At 66.9% G+C, this 14,401-nt stretch carries 15 protein-coding genes; 9 read left to right on the top strand and 6 right to left on the bottom strand.

The window, feature by feature from the left end:
• The first annotated feature begins 91 nt into the window (after positions 1–91).
• From OU998_RS02215 to OU998_RS02240, 6 genes are all read left to right on the top strand, one after another.
• Entirely contained in the window at positions 92–1,171 is a 1,080-nt protein-coding gene (locus OU998_RS02215) for an HlyD family secretion protein (protein ID WP_267515224.1), read from the top strand.
• A complete protein-coding gene (locus tag OU998_RS02220) occupies positions 1,168–2,793 on the top strand; it encodes a DHA2 family efflux MFS transporter permease subunit (RefSeq protein ID WP_420709780.1) in 1,626 nt (541 codons plus the stop codon). Before OU998_RS02215 ends, OU998_RS02220 begins: the two co-directional genes overlap by 4 nt.
• Positions 2,793–3,407, top strand: coding sequence for a TetR/AcrR family transcriptional regulator (locus OU998_RS02225; protein ID WP_267515225.1), 615 nt, complete (start codon positions 2,793–2,795; stop codon positions 3,405–3,407). Before OU998_RS02220 ends, OU998_RS02225 begins: the two co-directional genes overlap by 1 nt.
• A 26-nt stretch (positions 3,408–3,433) precedes the next feature.
• Positions 3,434–4,255: a creatininase family protein gene (locus OU998_RS02230; RefSeq protein ID WP_267515226.1), complete on the top strand. Its 822-nt coding sequence runs from the start codon at positions 3,434–3,436 to the stop codon at positions 4,253–4,255.
• A gap of 68 nt (positions 4,256–4,323) precedes the next feature.
• Entirely contained in the window at positions 4,324–4,719 is a 396-nt protein-coding gene (locus tag OU998_RS02235; RefSeq protein WP_267515227.1) for a phasin, read from the top strand.
• 285 nt (positions 4,720–5,004) lie between these two features.
• Positions 5,005–5,703 carry a hypothetical protein gene (locus OU998_RS02240; protein ID WP_267515228.1) on the top strand — a complete coding sequence of 233 codons (699 nt, stop codon included), beginning with the start codon at positions 5,005–5,007 and terminating at the stop codon, positions 5,701–5,703.
• A 62-nt stretch (positions 5,704–5,765) separates the two neighbouring features.
• Here the strand turns inward: OU998_RS02240 and OU998_RS02245 are convergent, their stop codons facing one another.
• Positions 5,766–6,647: an AraC family transcriptional regulator gene (locus OU998_RS02245; protein WP_267515229.1), complete on the bottom strand. Its 882-nt coding sequence runs from the start codon at positions 6,645–6,647 to the stop codon at positions 5,766–5,768.
• 98 nt (positions 6,648–6,745) lie between these two features.
• Positions 6,746–7,021: a YdeI/OmpD-associated family protein gene (locus OU998_RS02250; RefSeq protein WP_267515230.1), complete on the bottom strand. Its 276-nt coding sequence runs from the start codon at positions 7,019–7,021 to the stop codon at positions 6,746–6,748.
• Between the two features lie 205 nt (positions 7,022–7,226).
• On the opposite strand from OU998_RS02250, the gene OU998_RS02255 reads away from it, so the two are divergent.
• Both OU998_RS02255 and OU998_RS02260 read left to right on the top strand, forming a co-directional pair.
• Positions 7,227–7,700 (top strand): SRPBCC domain-containing protein, encoded by a 474-nt coding sequence (locus OU998_RS02255; protein ID WP_267515231.1) that lies wholly within the window; start codon positions 7,227–7,229, stop codon positions 7,698–7,700.
• A 2-nt stretch (positions 7,701–7,702) separates the two neighbouring features.
• On the top strand, positions 7,703–8,041 hold the full coding sequence (locus OU998_RS02260) for an ArsR/SmtB family transcription factor (protein ID WP_267515232.1): 339 nt from the start codon (positions 7,703–7,705) through the stop codon (positions 8,039–8,041).
• A 210-nt stretch (positions 8,042–8,251) separates the two neighbouring features.
• Here OU998_RS02260 and OU998_RS02265 read toward each other — a convergent pair whose 3' ends face one another.
• The gene (locus OU998_RS02265; RefSeq protein ID WP_267515233.1) at positions 8,252–8,509 is read right to left on the bottom strand and encodes a hypothetical protein; all 258 of its coding nucleotides are present in this window, start codon (positions 8,507–8,509) and stop codon (positions 8,252–8,254) included.
• 100 nt (positions 8,510–8,609) lie between these two features.
• On the opposite strand from OU998_RS02265, the gene OU998_RS02270 reads away from it, so the two are divergent.
• The gene (locus OU998_RS02270; protein ID WP_267515234.1) at positions 8,610–11,966 is read left to right on the top strand and encodes a type ISP restriction/modification enzyme; all 3,357 of its coding nucleotides are present in this window, start codon (positions 8,610–8,612) and stop codon (positions 11,964–11,966) included.
• Between the two features lie 13 nt (positions 11,967–11,979).
• Here the strand turns inward: OU998_RS02270 and OU998_RS02275 are convergent, their stop codons facing one another.
• From OU998_RS02275 to ftsY, 3 genes are all read right to left on the bottom strand, one after another.
• Positions 11,980–12,594 carry a MarR family winged helix-turn-helix transcriptional regulator gene (locus OU998_RS02275; RefSeq protein WP_267515235.1) on the bottom strand — a complete coding sequence of 205 codons (615 nt, stop codon included), beginning with the start codon at positions 12,592–12,594 and terminating at the stop codon, positions 11,980–11,982.
• Positions 12,595–12,708: 114 nt separating this feature from the next.
• Complete coding sequence (locus OU998_RS02280; RefSeq protein ID WP_267515236.1) at positions 12,709–13,425, bottom strand: inner membrane-spanning protein YciB; 717 nt, start codon at positions 13,423–13,425, stop codon at positions 12,709–12,711.
• A 1-nt stretch (position 13,426) separates the two neighbouring features.
• Positions 13,427–14,362 (bottom strand): signal recognition particle-docking protein FtsY, encoded by a 936-nt coding sequence (gene ftsY / locus OU998_RS02285; RefSeq protein ID WP_267515237.1) that lies wholly within the window; start codon positions 14,360–14,362, stop codon positions 13,427–13,429.
• Between the last annotated feature and the right edge of the window lie 39 nt (positions 14,363–14,401).

The following is a 14,401-nucleotide window of genomic DNA, read 5'->3' on the forward strand; positions in this document are numbered from 1 at the left end:
ATCGCGCATTTGTCGATTGGACATTGATTTTTGGACGGCGGCGTCCATTTTAGCTCTGCTTCAAAACGCCGCACCCTCCCCCGGATGTCCCATGTCGCCTGAACTCAAGAAACGCCTGCCCCTGTTCGCCGCGGTCCTCGTCGGCCTGGCCCTGATCGCGGGCGGGATCGTCTGGTGGATGAACGGCCAGCGGTGGGAAGCCACCGACAACGCCTTCGTCCAGGCCGACACCACCCTGATCAGCCCCCAGCTGGCGGGCCGGGTGACCGAGGTTCTGGTCGGCGACAACCAGAGGGTCGAGGCCGGTCAGGTCCTGGTCAGGCTGGATGACTCCGATCAGAAGGCCGAACTGGCCCGCGCCGAGGCCAATCTTCAGGCCGCCCTCGCCGCCGTCGGCAATGTCGACGCCCAGTCCGCCCAGGAAGAGGCCGCCATCGCCGCCCGCGCCGCCGCCGTGACCCAGGCTCGCGCCCAGGCCGGCCTGGCCCGCGCCGAGGTCGACCGCTACGGCAAGCTGGCCCAGCAGGGCTGGGTTTCGCAGCAGCGGATCCAGACCGAACGCGCCGGCGCCGCCACCGCCGACGCCAGCGTGCAACAGGCCCAGGCCGCCCTGGTCGCTGAACAACGCACCGCCGGGGTGCTGGGCTCGACCCGCGAACAGAGCGTCGCCGCCGTCGAACAGGCCCGCACCCAGGTGGACACCGCCCGTATCGCCCTGGAACGCACCGTGATCCGCGCCCCCATCGCCGGCGTCGTCGGCGCCCGCAGCGTCCGGGCAGGCCAATATGTCAACGCCGGCGCCCAGCTGCTGTCCATCGTGCCCCTGACCCAGACCTATGTGGTGGCCAACTTCAAGGAGACCCAGCTGGACAAGATGCGTCTGGGCCAGACGGTCGAGATTTCCGCCGACGCCTTCCCCGGGCGCAAGATCGAGGGTCGGATCGACAGTTTCGCCCCCGCCACCGGCTCCGAATTCGCGCTGATCCCGGTCGAGAACGCCACCGGCAACTTCACCAAGATCACCCAGCGCGTCCCCGTGCGCATCGTCGTCGCCGGCGCCGACCGCAGCCTGGCCCTGCGTCCCGGCCTGTCGGTCGACGTCAAGGTGGATCTGAAGAGCCAGGGCGGCCAAAGCTTCGCCGAGGCCTCCATCGGGGCGCCCCGCCCGTGACCACCGCCAACCCGGCTGGGGCTGGGGCTGGGGCTAGGACTGGGGCTGGAGCCACGCCGCAGAACCCCGTCGCCGGCCATCCCGAGATCAACTGGACCATGCTGCTGCTCGGCTTCGCCGGCATGGTGGTGGGTCAGTTCATGGCCATTCTGGACATCCAGATCGTCGCCGCCTCCCTGCCCCAGATCCAGGCCGGGGTCGGCGCCTCGGCCGACGAGATCAGCTGGATCCAGACCGCCTATCTGATCCCCGAAGTGGTGATGATCCCCCTGTCCGGCTTCCTGTCGCGACTGTGGGGCACCCAGAAGGTCTTCCTGGCCTCGTGCGCCGGCTTCGTCCTGATGAGCATCGCCACCGGCCTGTCGAACTCCATCGACACCATGATCCTGTTCCGCGCCATCCAGGGCTTCGTCGGCGGGGCCATGATCCCGACCGTCTTCGCCGTGGCCTTCACCGCCTTCCCGCCGGAGAAGCGGGTCACGGCCAGCGTGGTCATGGGCCTGATCGTCACCCTGGCCCCGACCGTCGGTCCGACCCTGGGCGGGCACCTGACCGACTGGCTCAGCTGGCGCTGGCTGTTCTTCATCAATGTCGCGCCGGGCCTGCTGGTCCTGTTCCTGGTCGGCCGCTATGGAAACTTCGACAAGGGCGACCCGTCCCTGGCCAAGGGGTTCGACTGGTGGGGCCTGGGCTTCATGGCGACCTTCCTGATGTCGATGCAATATGTGCTTGAAGAGGGCTCCAAGAACGACTGGTTCGACGACACCTCCATCCTGATGCTGTCGGTGGTCGCCGCCGTGACGGGGCCGGTCTTCATCTGGCGTTCCCTGGCCTATCGCCAGCCGATCGTCGAGCTGCGCGCCTTCGCCAACCGCAACTTCCTGGTCGGCTTCATCATGACCTTCATCGTCGGCTTCGCCCTGTATGGCGGCACCTTCCTGCTGCCCTTGTTCCTGGGTCGGGTGCTGGACTATTCGTCGTCCCAGGTGGGCACCACCATGGTCGTCTCGGGCCTGGCCATGTTCGCCACCGCCCCCTTCGCCGGGCGGCTGGTGCGCAAGATGGACGCGCGGATCCTGATGTTCGGCGGCTTCATGCTGTGCGCCTGGGGCATGTGGGAGGCGCGGGTCGTCACCGACGACTGGGGCTTCTGGGAATTCGCCTCGGTCCAGGCCTTCCGCGGCGTCGGCGTCATGCTGGCCATGATCGCCTCGCAACAGGTGACCATGGCCACCCTGCCGCCGCACATGGTCAAGAACGCCTCGGGCCTGGTCAACCTGTCGCGCAACGTCGGCGGCGCCTTCGGCCTGGCCATCCTGAACACGAACCTGACCACCAACACCGCCGTCCATATCGGCGAACTGACCAGCGGCATCGCGCAAGGCGACCAGGCCATACGAAATATGATGGCCGGCATGGCCCAGCGCTTCGCCGGCACCATCGACCCGGCCGCCTCGGCGATGAAGGCGGTCTATGGCATCCTGCAGAAACAGGCCACCACCATGGCCTTCGGCGACGCCTTCGCCCTCTTGGGCATCATGTGCGCCGGGGCCGCCTTCGTCACCCTGCTGGCCCAGCCGGTAAAAGCCCAGCCGGGCGCCCCGCCTTCGGACGTCCACTGATGGCGCGCCGTCGGGGCCAGATCGACGAGAAGAAGAGCGAGGCCATCCTCGACGCCGCCGCGACCCTGTTCGCCGACAGGGGCCTGTCGGTCTCGATGGAGGAGATCGCCCGCGTCGCCGGGGTGTCGAAACAGACCCTCTACAACCGCTTCGACTCCAAGCTGGAGATCGCCCGGGCCATGGCGATCCAGCGGGCCGACGCCATCGTCGCCCCCCTGAAGACGACGGCCGCCCCCGCCGAGGTGCTGGAGGCCCTGGCCCTGCTGCTGCTCGAACGCATCTGCCACCCGGACAAGGTCAGCACGATGCGCGGCGTGATGCTGATGTCGACCGACGCCCCCGAGATCGCCCAGGCCGTCTATGAGGCCGGCCCCCTGCGCAGCCTGAAACTTCTGGCGGCCTGGCTGTCGGACCAGACCCGCGCGGGCCGGCTGAACGTGCCCGACCCCGAGGATGCGGCCGAGATGTTCTCGGGCCTGGTGCTGGGACACGGCCATCTGCGCGCCATGCTGAACGTGCCCCAGATCGACGCCGCCCGCCGCCTGCGCCGCGCCCGCGAGGCCGCCCGCCTGTTCGTCGCCGCCTATGCGCCCCCTCAAGATCGCGCTAGGTGATATCGGTCGCGTAAAGGAGTCCGCCCATGCTGATCCACCTGTCGTCCTGGCCCGAGATCGACGCCCAGATCGCGTCGGGCCGGCCCCTGTCCAGGACGGTCGTGGTCCCCATCGGCTCCAACGAGCAGCACGGCCCGACCGGTCTTCTCGGCACCGACTGGCTGTGCCCCGAGATCATCGCCCACGAGGCCGAGCGGTCGGACGCCGCCCTGATGGTCGCCCCCACCTTCAATATCGGCATGGCCCAGCATCACCTGGCCTTCGCCGGCACCATCAGCCTGCGCCCCTCCACCTTCATGGCCGCCATCACCGACTGGGTCTCGTCGCTGAGCCGCCACGGGTTCGAGCGGATCTATTTCCTCAACGGCCACGGCGGCAATGTCGCCACCATCGAGGCGACCTTCTCGGAAATCTACGCGGAGTGGAGTTTCGGTCGAGGCGCCCTCAAGCAGCACGACGCCGCGCGGCGTGCGGTAGGGAAAGAGAATGAGCCCCCATTCGTTCTCAAGCTCAAGAATTGGTGGGACCTGCCGGGCGTCCAGGGCCTGTGCAACGAAATCTTCCCCACCGGCCACGGCATGCACGCCACCCCGTCCGAGATCGCCGTGACCCAGGCCGCCTATCCCGACCGGATCAAGACGGCGGAATACGCCCCCAAGATCGCGCCCAGCGGCCCGATCCGCGACGCCCTCGACTATCGCGCCCGCTTCCCCGACGGCCGCATCGGCTCCGACCCGGCCCAGGCCAGCCCCGAAAAGGGCCGCCGCATCATCGATCTGGCCGTCCCCACCCTGCTGTCCGACGTCGCGGCCTTCGCCGCCGAAGTCCGGCCTGGAGAGACATTCTGACCCGCAAGACCCCCGCCGCCCCGACCCCGGCTGTCCTGGGCGCCGAACTCCTGTCCGCCTCGGCCGAGGTGATCGCCGCCCGCACCACCCTGATGGCCCAGGGCCTGACGGACCCCAGGGGCCAGGACCCGGTCGAACTGTCGCTGATGAGCTCGGAAAAGACCGAGGCCATGGCCGCCTCCGCCGCCGCCCTGACCGCCAGCGCCGGCGCCGTCGGCGAACGCCTGAGCCGCGACGCCATGAACGAGGGCGCCCGCGCCCTCCACGCCGCCACCGAAATCGCCGGCGCCCACACCCCGGCCGAAGCCGCCCAGGCCCAGATCCGCTACGCCCTGGGCTGGTGGAGCCGCGCCGCCGGCCAGGCCCAGACCCTGACCGCCGAACTGACCCAGGCCCACACCGACGCCCTCACCCCCATCCACAAGACCGCCGTCGCCAACGCCAAACGGCTGAGGAAGACGTAGGGCGAACCCGCACCGTCTCCTCCCCACACCGTGGGGAGGGGGACCGCGCGTAGCGGGGTGGAGGGGCTCCCTCCCCCCCCCCCCCCGTCATCCTCGGGCTTGACCCGAGGACCGGGCGCCGATCGGGCGCTGCGCCAAAACCATCGCACAAGCGACGGACCGCTCGATCCTCGGGTCAAGCCCGAGGATGACGGTTTCCAACTTGGCCGAGCAACTCTCAAATGCACCAGCTACGAGGCGGCATACGGATCAAGTGCTGTCACGAAGTCGAAATGTATCTCGAGGATGAATGACCGCATGCTAGCCAATTCAATCTCTCGACGTGCTGTCATAGGAAGCCTGCTCGCCGGCGCTAGCGGGCTACAAGGCTGTGCCGAGGTCAAGGATCTCTACGGATTTCGCTTAGACGTCCGACTTCATTTGCCCAATCGCCATATCGACGTTCACGCTGTACGCCGACAAGCCGAGGTTCGCTATTACGACTGGGTACCTACCGCTAACAGAAGTTATAGCCCAGTTTCCGGCCAAGCTGTTCCCGTTGATATAGACGGCAGAACGCTATTCATAACACGAACCGGATTTCAGCAGTGGAGTGATAAAAATCATCGATTTAGCTACTATGGCGATGGCGAGCGAGTAATAGGATCAACATGGACTCCTGAAATTATTTACAGAGACAGGAGACTTTTATTTCCACCCGACTGGGGATCGTCTGGAGAAATTATAGATATTCAACCGCATGAGATGCCTGCATTAGCAGTCTTCGATGATACGAAACGCCCGGAAACGATCCGAATTATTCCTCCAAACAACTTGGGGGACGAATTTCCTGGCTTGCGACTTGGGCGGTGCACAGTCCGTCCCAGCGCTGAAAAAACATCAAAGACGGACGTGAGAGAACGTCTTCCTTGGCTGAACGAGCAAAACAGGTCGCTGCCCGACTTGGGAGACCACGTGTATCCTGATGAGGACATGTTTGGTTGAGGCAACCACGCATCGATGCGTGCCTGCCACAGCGTGATCGGCGCCAACGCCATTATCCCCCCTCACCTCAGCGGCAAAAACAACTCCGCCGCCGCCCCCCTCTCCGGCTCCCCCAGAAACAGCCGCTGGCAATAGATCGGAAAGTCCCGCATCTCCTCCCCGCTGGCCGGCAGCCACTCGCGGTACAGATACAGGGCGGCGGGCTCCAGATTATGGGTGTCGCCGGTGACGCGCAGCACGGCGCACCGCCCGCCGGGGATTTCGCCCGCCTTGACCGACGGGTCCTCCGCCTCCACCCGCTGACCGGGGTTCAGACCGACGCACAGGTCCATCCGATAATCAGCCGGGTCGGCGGGTCGGCGTTCCGAGTGCCAGATGTTGAAGGTCGGGTTGGTCTGGGGCGACAGGCCGGCGGCCTTGCGCCAGGCGATGAACCGCTGGACCGTGGCGTCGATGGTCGCGGGATCGCCGCGATGTTCGAAGATCGCCACCCGGATCGGGGGCGTCTCCCGGATGCTGACCTGATCGGGCGTGAAGGGCGTGGGCATGAGCCTGCTCCTGGCTGAGTTGAGCGGCCCGAAGGCCTGAAGCCACGGCGCCCAGTCGGGCGATTTCCGGAAGCTAGACGGCGACTGCCGGAACCTCTGGCGAAAGGCGCGGGCGAAGGCGTCGGGCGTCTCGTAACCGGCGTCCAGGGCGATGTCGGTCACGCTGTCCCCCTGCCCGTCCGCCAGCCGTTTCGAGGCCTGTCGCATCCGCGCCAACTGGACATAGCGGTGCAGGGACAGCCCGAAGGTCGCTTTGAACTGCCGGTGGAAATGGAATTTGGAAAAGGCCGCGACACCGCTGACCGTCTCCAGGTCCAGATCGCCGTCCAGATGCCGGTCGATATGATCCAGCACCCTCAGCATCCGGGCATGATAGTGGTCCTGCGCCGCCGTCATCATCCTCATCCGTCGTGGTGAAACGACCTTGGCGCCTGACGCGCCCGCGCGCTCGCCCGATCTTGCGGTTTGAAACGGGATGCGGACCCCGGCGCCGCCTAGCCCGCGCCGGTCCCCTTCTCGCGATGCGGGCATCCCGGCCAGCAGCAGGGGCGACGTTTGCCGTCGCTCAGGTTCTCCCGCCCCCAGTCGATCCGCTTCAGCCGCGTCTCGGTCTTCTTCGCCGACTCGACCCAGCAGATCCATTCGTTGCGGGCCAGGGGCGTGATCGACATCCAGGTCGCCACGGCTGCGGCGTCGCGGCTCAGCGCCGCCCGCAGATCGGCGGGCAGCGGATGAACGACGCCGCCGGGCAGGTCTGTCTCATCAGCCATGCCCCATTGTTCGCAGTCGCGGACCGGCGACACAACCCGGTCCTCCCGTCTCCTCCCCGCGCCGTAGGGTGGAGAAGCCCGCCCCCACCCTCGTCATCCTTGAGCTTGACCGGAGCGCAGCCGGGACCGAAAGTGAAGTTTGCACTTGACTGTTTTGGGGCGAAGAAGTTAGTGAAGTTCAGGCTTCACCAATTGAGAGGGCGTCATGACCGTCAAGTTCGACAGCTTCGAGATGGACGAGGCGTTCGCATGTCCGGTGCAAAGGCTCTTTTCGGCGTTCACCGATCCGATGACCAAGCGCGCCTGGTATGCCGATGGCGCCCACGCTGAGACCCACGAGACGCTGGAGTACACGCTCGATCCGCAAGTTGGCGGCAAGGAGGTCTTTCGTCTGGCGCTGAACGACAAGACGCCCGCGCCCGGCCTGGAAATCCATATGGTGGGAGAGTGCGTGGCGCGCATAGATGATGCACTGCTCGTCTATGCCTCGCGGATGAGCGCGCATGGCCAGGTGGTCTCGATCACCAACGAGACCTTTGAATTCGCGCCCGACGGCGCGGGCGCGCGGCTACGCCTGACCCAGCAAGGCACCTACCTCGAGGGCTCAGACGGTCCCGAGTTGCGCAGGCGCGGCCACGAGCAGTTGTTTTCCGACCTGCGACGCCATTTGGCCGGCTGACCATGTCGACCGACCTGCAGACCCTGTCGCCTGGCGCCGTCGAGGGGATCTTTGTCGCCCTCGGCGACAATACCCGGCGAAGCATCTTCTTTTCGTTGATGGAGCGCGAGCAATCGATCAAGGAGCTCGCCACGCCCCTGGGGATCACCCTGACGGGCCTCGGCCAGCACATCAGGGTGCTGGAGGCCGCACAGCTCGTGAGCAGCCGAAAGGTTGGACGTGAGCGACGATGCATGATCGACCCCGCAGGGCTGGAGCGCCTTGAAGCCTTCGCGCAGTTGCAGCGGTCGCTCTGGCGATCCCGCTTCGACACCCTCAGACAGATCCTGGAAACGCCCTAGGTATCGAACCGCCCCAGATCTCTACGGGCGTGCGTGGCGCGACCGCGCCCCAGCTGCGGCAAACAACAACTCCGCCGCCCCCGCCTCGTCATCCTCGCCCTTGTGGCGAGGATCCATACCCCCGGTGTTTCCACAGGGCGCACCCCCATCCACAAGACCGCCGTCGCCAACGCGAAACGGCTGCGGAAGACGTAGGGCTCACCGGCTCGTTCAGGCCGCGCGGCGGGTCAGACGGTCGATCTGGGTCGAGAACTCGGCGCGGACGGCGGCTCGTTCATCGTCGGGCAGCCACCGGCTCATCTGCGGCACGACCGTGGTCCAATAGGCCAGCTTCCGCTCCGACAGAGGCATGACCTCCGCCTCGCGCAGGCTTTTCAGCAGGGCCTCCAGCCGCGCGCGCACCGCATCGACGCTGGGCTCGGTCGAGGGCTGGACGACGGGCTGGGTGAAAAGCTCGAACTGGGACATGGAACGGACTCTCCCGCTGATTCGTGGCGAGGTCCAGACATCATCGCGGTTGCATCGCGAAGCTCCCCAAGCGATTGAGGGAGACTCGAGGGGGAAGTGGATGAAGCCGACGCTTGCGGACGCCATCGCCAAATTTGGCAAGACCGCCAAGGACAAGCTGAGCAATCCCGCCGTCACGGGCCAGCCCGAGGACCAACTTCGCGCGCCGCTGGAGACCTTGATCCAGGACATCTGCGCCGTCATCGGCGCGGCGGCGGACGATGTCATTCTGGTCGGCGAGACCTCCCTGGCCGATCTGATGACGCGGCCCGACTATTCGGTCACGCGCAAGGGCGCCCTGACCGGCCATATCGAGGTCAAGGCGCCGGGTAAGGGCGCCGATCCGCGCAAATTCACCGACAAGCACGACAAGGGCCAGTGGGAGAAGCTGAAGGCCCTGCCGAACCTGATCTATACCGACGGCTCCGCCTTCTCCCTGTGGCGCGACGGCGAACTGGCCCAGTCCATCGTGCGGCTGGACGGCGACATAGAGACGACCGGGGCGGCCCTGACGGGACCGGAGACCTTGCGGGCCCTGGTCGAGTTGTTCCTGGACTGGCGCCCGATTCCGCCGCGCAGCCCCAAGGAGCTGGCCGACACCACGGCGCGCCTGTGCCGCCTGCTGCGTGACGAGGTGGTCGAACAGCTGGATCGCGAGGCGCCGGCCCTGGTGGGTCTGCGGCAGGACTGGCGTCAACTGTTGCTGCCCGAGGCGACCGACGACGAATTCGCCGACGGCTACGCCCAGGCGGTGACCTTCGGCCTGCTGATGGCCAAGGCGCGGGGCATTGATCTGTCGGCCGGCCTGGACGCGGCGGCCCGGCAGTTGAGCCAGACCAACACCCTGATCGGATCGGCGCTGAAACTGCTGACCGAGCCGACGGCCGGGGCCAATCTGCTGGACACCTCGATCAAGACCCTGGTCCGGGTCGTGGACGCGGTGAACTGGAAGACCCTGACCAAGGGCAAGACCGAGCCCTGGCTCTATTTCTACGAAGAGTTCCTGCAGCAGTATGACCGCTCGCTGCGGAAAAAGACCGGCAGCTATTACACTCCGCCCGAGGTCGTGACCGAGATGGTGCGGCTGGTGGACGAGGCCCTGCGCGCGCCGAACCGGTTCAATCTGGCGCGCGGCCTGGCGTCCGGCGAGGTGTCCCTGGCCGATCCGGCGGTCGGCACCGGCACCTTCCTGCTGGGGGTCCTGAACCGCATCGCCCGCACGGTCGAGGATGAAGAGGGGGCGGGTTCCGTCCCCGCCGCCGTCCAGAGCGCCTTGAAACGTCTGGTCGGGTTCGAGCTTCAGTTCGGCCCCTTCGCGGTGGCCCAGCTGCGACTGCTGGCCGAGGTCGCCGACCTGACCTCGGTGGACGCCGATGTGGCCGATGCGACCGCCCTGCGCCTCTATATCACAGACACCCTGGCCGACCCGGACGAGGAAACCCAGTGGGTGCCCCAGTCGGTCCAGGGCATCGCCGAATCCCGGCGTCAGGCCAATAAGGTCAAGCGCAAGGAGGCCATCACCGTGGTGATGGGCAATCCGCCCTATAAGGAAAAGGCCAAGGGCCTGGGCGGCTGGGTCGAGGATCACGGCGGCCGCGACCGCGCCCCGCTGGACGACTGGCAGCCGCCGGTCGCCTGGGGCGTCGGCGCCCACGCCAAACACCTGAGAAATCTCTATGTCTATTTCTGGCGCTGGGCCGCGTGGAAGGTGTTCGGCGGCGACAGTTTCCGCAGCGGCGGCGACAAGGAAGAGGCCCGCGACTGGACCAAACGCCAGGGGATCGTCTGTTTCATCACCGTGGCCGGTTTCCTGAACGGACCGGGCTTCGAGAAGATGCGGGCGGACCTGCGCCGCGACTGCGACGAGATCTGGGTCATCGACTGTTCGCCAGAGGGGCATCAACCGCCGGTCCAGTCACGCATCTTTGAGAGCGTGCAGCAGACGGTCTGTATCGTCATGGCCCTGCGCCGGTCGCCCGACAGCCCGTCCACTCCGGCGCGGGTGCGGTTCCGCGCCCTGCCCGAGGGCGGGCGCAAGGCCAAGTTCGAGGCCCTGGCCAGGATCGGCCTGGACAACGCCGGTTGGACCGAGGCGCCGACCGCCCCCCGCGCCCCCTTCCTACCCCAGCAGGCAGATGATTGGGTTGGCTATCCTGCCTTAGTAAGCCTGTTTGACTATAACGGGTCTGGTGTGATGCCGGGCAGAACTTGGGCCATCTCGCCCGACCGTGAATCCCTCACAGCCCGATGGGCACGGCTTACCGGCGAAAAGGATAGAGCCAAAAAAGAAATCCTTTTCCATCCGCAATTGCGGAAAGGGAAGCTTGCCAGCAGACACATCGCCAAGGTCGTGAAGGAGCCGCTCGGAATCATCCGAACGCGCAGCATATCCATCGAGAACGATGGTGCTGAAGTGCCCTCACCTGTGAGATATGCGTTTCGTTCGTTTGATCGTCAGTGGCTCGTCGGCGACGCCCGCGTTCTGAACGACCCTCGCCCAGTACTTTGGGCTGGCCTTAGCAGCGACCAGATTTTTGCGACTGCCGTCCACGCCACCTCACCGTCTGCGGGGCCAGCGATCACCTTTACCTCTTCCGTGCCAGATCAAGATCACTACAACGGGCGTGGAGGCCGTGCCTTCCCCCTTTGGGCCGACGCCTCGGCGAGCCAGAGCAATATCGCGCCGGGTCTGCTGAAGACCCTGGGCGAGACCTACGGGCAGGAGGTCGAGCCCGAGGCCATGCTGGCCTATATCGCCGCCGTCGCGGCCCATCCGGCCTATGTCGCCCGGTTCCGGGCCAATCTGAAACAGCCGGGTCTGCGGATTCCGATCACCGCCGACGGCGACCTGTTCCATCAGGCGGCGACGCTCGGGCGCGCGGTGGTCTGGCTTCACACCTTCGGCGAACGCTTCGCCGACGGCCGGCCCCAGGGGGCGCCGCGCGTGACCGACGGGCCGGAGCCGACCATTCCCAAGGACGGCGCCCTGCCGCGCACCTTAGCCGAGATGCCGCACGACCTGACCTATGACGCCGCCGAACGCCGACTGAAGATCGGGTCCGGCCATATCGACAATGTCGCGCCCGAAGTCTGGGCCTATGAGGTGTCGGGCAAGCGGGTGATCAGCCAGTGGTGGAGCTATCGCCGCGCCGACCGGTCCAAGCCGCCGATGGGCGACAGACGCCCGCCCTCGCCCCTGTCGGCCATCCAGCCGACCGAATGGCCGGCGGAATACACCACCGAACTGTTGAACGTGCTGCGGGTGCTGACCCGGCTGGTCGCGCTGGAGCCGCAGCAGGCGGACCTGCTGGCCCGGATCGTGGACGGCCCCACCATCGACGCCGACGACCTGATGGAAACCGGCGCCCTGTCAGAGGGAACGACCGACGCGGCGGACGAGGCCGAGACCGAGGAATGACGGGCGGCGGCCGTCAGGCGAGCTCGACCACCTTCAGCTTGGGCTTCTTGACCTTGCCGGGCTTGGCCGGGCGGACCGCCTTCTTGGCGGCCTTTTCGGCCTTCTTGGCTTCCTTCTCGGCCAGTTTGGCGGCCTTCTTGGCGGCCTTGACCTCGGCCTTGGCGGCGTCGGGGGCGGCGTCGGCGGCGGCGGCCAGTTCGGCCAGCTGGGCCAGGAAGGTCTCGCGCTGGCCCTTGGGCAGCAGGGCCATGATCCGTTTGTCGGCGGCCTCGACCAGGGGGCGGGCGGCCTCAAGCCGGGCGGCGCCGTCCGTGGACAGACGAACCGCCTTGGCGCGGGCGTCCAGGGTCGAGCGTTCGCGCTCCAGCAGGCCCTTGGCGGTCATCCGCGTGACCAGGTCAGCCAGGGTCGAACGGTCGATGCCGGTCATCCGCACCAGTTCCGTCTGGGTCAGGCCGGCCTTCAGCGAGGCGGCCTCAAGCACCGCGAACTGGCGCTGGGTCAGGCCGTCGGCCCCCGTTTCCTCGGAATAGATGTCCAGCGCCAGTTGCAGCGCGCGGTGCATCAGATGGCTGGGCGAGGTGGCCAGAGGCCCGACCTTGCGCAACGCCTTGCCCGACTTGACCATATCGACCGTCCCCCGATTGTCTTTCGTCCGCACGCGTACCAGCAGCGCTTTACGATTTGACGCGAGAAGTGTGTCGGTTACACGACATTTTGTCTGTGCGCTATCGCGCTTCCTTCAAAGTCCCGTGTCCGGCGAGACGGGGCCGGGCTCTTCGTCCTTGGTCATGTTGCGCATGATCAGCGGCACCTGCGACAGGCCGAAGACCGAGGCGGCGATCCACAGAACGCCGCGGAACCCGGTCCAGACGTCGTTCGGATTGGGCGTGTCGCGGCCCAGGGCGTGCCAGATGGCGGTCACGGCGGCGGGGCTGCGGAACACCTCGTTCAGCACGGCGACGGTCAGGAAATACAGGCCATAGCGCAGGGTCAGGGTGCGCCAGGCGGCGTCATTGACCTTGATGGCCGAGCCCAGCAGGGCCTTGAACGGATATTTGCCCAGCGGGATCGAGCCCAGCAGGATCACCGCCAGCAGCCCGTTCTGCACCGTCAGCTTCAGCTTCACATACAGGTCGTCGTGGGTGAAGACGGTCAGCAGGCCGAACACCAGGGCGAACAGGCCGGTGATCAGCGGCAGGGGCGCGAACCGCCGCTCGACCGCATAGCCGACGACCAGGGCCAGGGCCGAGGCCCCCACCAGCACCCAGGTCGCCAGGATCATGTCCCGCGTCACGAAATAGCTGATCATGAAGGCGGCCAGGGCGCCGAAATCGACGGCCTGCCGGATCCACTGACGGTTCTTGGTCTCGGGGGCGGGGGTCTCTTGGACCTTCGTCACCTCAACGTGTTCAACATCAACAGGCACTAGGTCGCGGCCGGGCTTTTGGTCGGTCATCTCAGTCTTCCAGTCCCACCAGCGAGCGGGCGAAGGCGCGGGCGTCGAAGGGTTGCAGATCCTCCACCCCCTCGCCCACGCCGATCAGCATCAGGGGCGCGTCGGACGCCTGGGCCACGGGCACCAGCACCCCGCCGCGCGCCGTCCCGTCCAGCTTGGTCATGACGACGCCCGTGACGAAGGCGGTGCGGCCGAAGATCTGTTCCTGGGCCAGGGCGTTGCGCCCCACCGTGGCGTCCAGCACCAGCAAGGTGTCATGCGGCGCCTCGGGGTCCACCTTCTTCAGCACCCGCACGATCTTCAGCAGCTCGTCCATCAGGGCCGACTTGTTCTGCAACCGCCCGGCCGTGTCGATCAGGACCACGTCGAACCCCTCGGCCCGCGCCTTGGTATAGGCGTCAAACGCCAAGCCCGCCGCGTCGGCCCCGTCGCGACGGCTCTCGAACTCGGCCCCGGCCCGGTCGGCCCAGACCTTCAGCTGTTCGCGGGCGGCGGCGCGGAAGGTGTCGCCGGCGACGATCATCACCTTGGCGCCCTTGCCCGTCAGGTCGGCGGCGATCTTGCCCAGGGTGGTGGTCTTGCCCGAGCCGTTCACCCCGACGAACAGCACCACATAGGGTTTGGGCCCGCTCAGCGGATCAAAGGTCGCCTGGCGCGGCGCCAGTTCGGCCGCCACCGCCTCGGCCAGGGCTTCCTTGACCTCGCGCTCCTGGGCGTCCTTGCCGAACTTCAGCGCCCGGAACCGTTCGACGATCCGCGCCGAGGCCGCCGGCCCCAGGTCGCTTTCCAGCAGATGTTCCTCCAGCTGCTCCAGCGCCGCCTCGGACAGGGGTTCCTTGACGAAGCTGGCGACGACCTGGTCGGTCATCTGTTTGGAGGAGCGCGAGAGCCCCGCGGACAGGCGCTGGAACCAGCCCTTTTTCGGCGTATCGTTCATGGATCAGGCTCTAGCGCGCCCGCCGCCCCCCGTCACGCG

The organism is Brevundimonas sp. SL130, assembly GCF_026625805.1.
In the GTDB taxonomy this organism is placed as follows: domain Bacteria; phylum Pseudomonadota; class Alphaproteobacteria; order Caulobacterales; family Caulobacteraceae; genus Brevundimonas.

Bases quoted from the DNA above. Each gene is read 5' to 3' on its own strand.
- OU998_RS02265 (WP_267515233.1), bottom strand. From the start codon at position 8,509: ATGTCCCAGTTCGAGCTTTTCACCCAGCCCGTCGTCCAGCCCTCGACC.
- OU998_RS02225 (WP_267515225.1), top strand. From the start codon at position 2,793: ATGGCGCGCCGTCGGGGCCAGATCGACGAGAAGAAGAGCGAGGCCATC.
- OU998_RS02260 (WP_267515232.1), top strand. From the start codon at position 7,703: ATGTCGACCGACCTGCAGACCCTGTCGCCTGGCGCCGTCGAGGGGATC.
- OU998_RS02275 (WP_267515235.1), bottom strand. From the start codon at position 12,594: ATGGTCAAGTCGGGCAAGGCGTTGCGCAAGGTCGGGCCTCTGGCCACC.
- OU998_RS02230 (WP_267515226.1), top strand. From the start codon at position 3,434: ATGCTGATCCACCTGTCGTCCTGGCCCGAGATCGACGCCCAGATCGCG.
- OU998_RS02215 (WP_267515224.1), top strand. From the start codon at position 92: ATGTCGCCTGAACTCAAGAAACGCCTGCCCCTGTTCGCCGCGGTCCTC.
- ftsY (WP_267515237.1), bottom strand. From the start codon at position 14,362: ATGAACGATACGCCGAAAAAGGGCTGGTTCCAGCGCCTGTCCGCGGGG.
- OU998_RS02280 (WP_267515236.1), bottom strand. From the start codon at position 13,425: ATGACCGACCAAAAGCCCGGCCGCGACCTAGTGCCTGTTGATGTTGAA.
- OU998_RS02240 (WP_267515228.1), top strand. From the start codon at position 5,005: ATGAATGACCGCATGCTAGCCAATTCAATCTCTCGACGTGCTGTCATA.
- OU998_RS02255 (WP_267515231.1), top strand. From the start codon at position 7,227: ATGACCGTCAAGTTCGACAGCTTCGAGATGGACGAGGCGTTCGCATGT.
- OU998_RS02250 (WP_267515230.1), bottom strand. From the start codon at position 7,021: ATGGCTGATGAGACAGACCTGCCCGGCGGCGTCGTTCATCCGCTGCCC.
- OU998_RS02245 (WP_267515229.1), bottom strand. From the start codon at position 6,647: ATGACGGCGGCGCAGGACCACTATCATGCCCGGATGCTGAGGGTGCTG.
- OU998_RS02270 (WP_267515234.1), top strand. From the start codon at position 8,610: ATGAAGCCGACGCTTGCGGACGCCATCGCCAAATTTGGCAAGACCGCC.